The 3,136-nt window shown below is 75.7% G+C and carries 2 protein-coding genes; both read right to left on the bottom strand.

The window, feature by feature from the left end; all coding sequences use genetic code 11:
* Positions 1 to 89: 89 nt before the first annotated feature.
* Positions 90 to 980, bottom strand: a complete 891-nt coding sequence (locus ABEB16_RS07685; protein ID WP_345711674.1) for a glycosyltransferase family 2 protein — start codon at positions 978 to 980, stop codon at positions 90 to 92.
* Positions 981 to 1,223: 243 nt separating this feature from the next.
* Positions 1,224 to 2,798, bottom strand: coding sequence for a sugar transferase (locus ABEB16_RS07680; protein ID WP_345711673.1), 1,575 nt, complete (start codon positions 2,796 to 2,798; stop codon positions 1,224 to 1,226).
* Between the last annotated feature and the right edge of the window lie 338 nt (positions 2,799 to 3,136).

The raw sequence follows: 3,136 nt of genomic DNA, 5'->3' as shown, positions 1-3,136 counted from the left end.
GGGGTTGTCGGCGAGGCGGCGGACGTTGAGCAGCACGTCGACGCGCGCCGCGGTGGGGGCGGCCGGTGCGGGCTGCCGCAGCTGCACGCTCACCGGGTGGAGGTGTCGCGCTGCCAGCCGCCGGCGTCCAGGCGGGCGAGCACGCGGGAGGCGGCGGTGACGGCGGCGTAGGTGGCGACGGCGGGCAGCAGGCGGGGCCGGCGCCGCGCCAGGGCGAACAGGGCGGTGGTGGTGGTGCCGGTGCTGCGCCCCCAGCCCTCCCCCCGTGCCGGTGCCCCGCCCGGCGGGTGCGCCCGCCGGGACAGCTCAGCGTTGCCCGCCGCGGTGCGCCGGCGCACCCGCAGCAGGTTGCGCACGTCGTGGGGGGCGCTGACGGTGAACTCCCCGCGGCTGCGGCGGCGCTCGTCCGGGGCGAAGCTGCGCTGGACGAAGAGGTCGTCGTTGGTGACGTCGGGGAAGGCGCCGAAGCGGGCCCGCCCCTGCGCGGAGACCCCGTAGACCCCCAGGCCCACCAGCCCCTCGCGCACGTACGGCAGCTCCTCGTAGACGCGGTAGAAGGCGCGCACCGGCCGGGAGCTGGCGGAGACGTCGAAGCGGACGCGCGGGGAGGCGACGGCGGCGCTCCCGTCGCGCAGCGAGGCGGCCAGCTCGCGGGCGGTGCGACCGCTCATCCGGATGTCGGCGTCGAGGTAGATGCGGGGGAAGGCGCCGACGGCGGCGTCGCCGGCGTTGAGCGCGGCGACCTTCGAGGCCTCGGCGAGCTCGACGACGCGGACGCCGGGGAAGGAGCGGGCGACCTCGGCGGTGGAGTCCGAGCAGCCGTTGGCGACGACGACGACCTCCGCGGGTCCCAGCCCGTCCAGCAGCACCGGCAGGCACCGCCGCAGCTGCCGCTCCTCGTCGTGGGCGGGGATGACGACGGACAGGCCGGCGAGGCCGGCGTCGGTGCGGGGTGCGGCACCGGCGGCTGTGGTGGACACGCGGGGCTCCCTCCTGCGGTGCTCGCCGGGGACCCGCGGCGCCGGAACGCCGGAGACGATCACCCGAAGCTACGTTGAGTCGGCAGAAGGTAACCAGAGTGCATCGTCCGGGGCAAAGCGCCCGCCTCCCGCGCCCGCCTCCCGCGCCCGCCTCCCGCGCCCGCCTCCCGCGCACAGGGCGACGCCCCGGCAGCCGTGGGGCCGCCGGGGCGTCGCGCTGCGCGCGGGAAGGCGCGAAAGTCGTCAGTAGGCGCCCTTGCTCTTCAGCACGGCACCGACCGTCTTGGCGAGGATCATGACGTCGAACGTCGGGGTCCAGTTCTCCACGTACGTCAGGTCCAGGCGCACCGACTCGTCGAGGTCGAGGTCGGAGCGACCGCTGACCTGCCACAGGCCCGTGAGCCCCGGCTTGACGAGGAGGCGGCGGCGCATGTCGTCGCCGTAGGCGTCCACCTCCACCTGCAGCGGCGGCCGGGGACCCACGAGGGACATGTCGCCCAGCACGACGTTGATGAGCTGGGGCAGCTCGTCGAGGGAGTACTTGCGCAGCCACGACCCCATCCGCGTCACCCGCGGGTCGCGCCGCATCTTGAACAGCAGCCCGTTGCCCTCGCTGTTGTCGCGCAGGTCGATGAGCAGCCGCTCCGCGTCGACGACCATCGAGCGGAACTTGTACATCGTGAACGGCCTGCCGTCCTTGCCCACCCGCTGCTGGCGGAACAGCGCCGGCCCCGGGGAGTCCAGCCGCACCAGGGCGGCGACGACCAGCAGCACCGGGCTGAGCACCACCAGGGCGGCCAGGGCCGAGGCGCGGTCGAAGAGGGCCTTGCCGAGGTGGCGCACCCCCCGCAGCTCGGGCCGCTCCACGTGCAGCAGGGGCAGGCCCGACACGGGTCGGATGACGACGCGGGGACCCACGACGTCGGTCAGGGCGGGCGCCACCACGAGGTCGGCGCGGGTGTCCTCCAGCTCCCAGCCGAGGCGCCGCAGCTCCGGGCCGTCCAGCTCGGGGCACGTCAGCGTGGCCACGACCTCGGCGTCCACGTCCGCGACCACGGCGGCGATCTCGTCGAGACCGCCGAGCACCGGCACGCCCAGCGCCTCCAGCTCCGGGCTGGTGCGGCCGTCCGGCGTGCAGGCGCCGACCACCACGAAGCCGTGGTCGGTGGCGCGGCGCACCTGCCGGATGAGGGAGGCGACCTGCTCGGTGTGCCCGGCGACGACCGCCGTCTGCAGGCAGTGCCCCTGGGCGCGGCGGCGGTGCAGGTAGCCGCGGGCGAGCAGGCGCCCGGCGAGCGTGAGCAGCCCGGCCACGGGCAGGGCCACCACGACGAAGCCGCGGGCGATCTCCAGGGACAGCGCCCAGGAGAGGGTGCCGACGAAGGCGGCCACCGCGGTGCCGGCGCGGACCACCCGGGCGAACTCCTCCGACCCCACGCCGAGGAAGCGGGGCTCGTAGGAGCGCGAGAGCACCATGGCGAACACCCACACCGGCGGCAGCAACACCATCGTCCAGGCCACCGAGGTGCCCGCGGCGCCCTGCGCGCTGAGGGACTCCCCGCCGAAGCGGGCGAGGTAGCCGGCCAGCGCCCCCAGCAGCGCCGCGGCCGCGTCCCCCGCCGCGATGGTGAGGACGTACTCCCGCTGCCACGCCGGGCGCCGGGCGGAGGCGCGGGCCCGCCCCCGCGGCGAGACCCGGCCCCGCACACCGCGGGTGCGCGGCAGCAGGAAGGGCCCGTCGGCCGGTCCAGCGGTGCGGGTCGACGAACGGCGCTGCACGGGCAGGGTCTTGACCTCTTCTGCGGACTCGGCGGACATGCCACTCCCTGGTCACTCGGTGCTGCGGATGACCACGACGGTGTGGCGAGTGCCCGGACGACCTGGCTGGCAGAACCCGGCGACGTGCGGTCGTGATGGCCGAGGGCAGTGCGGGCACCGCAGAAAGTAGTAGCCCCACCCGGATGGAGCAACCACTCACGCCACGGAAGGCGTCAAAGTCCTGCACCGTGCACACACACCACCGCCATCACCGCGTGGTAGGCGCGGCGGGCACGGGAGCGCGGGCACGGGGCGGCGGGCACGCCTGAGCGCAGCACCACCGGGGCACCACACCGGGGCACCACACCGGGGCACCACACCGGGGCACCACACCGGGG

Source organism: Kineococcus glutinatus (assembly GCF_039542765.1).
Classification (GTDB): Bacteria; Actinomycetota; Actinomycetes; order Actinomycetales; family Kineococcaceae; genus Kineococcus_A; species Kineococcus_A glutinatus.
This window is presented reverse-complemented; position numbering and strand designations above follow the sequence as displayed.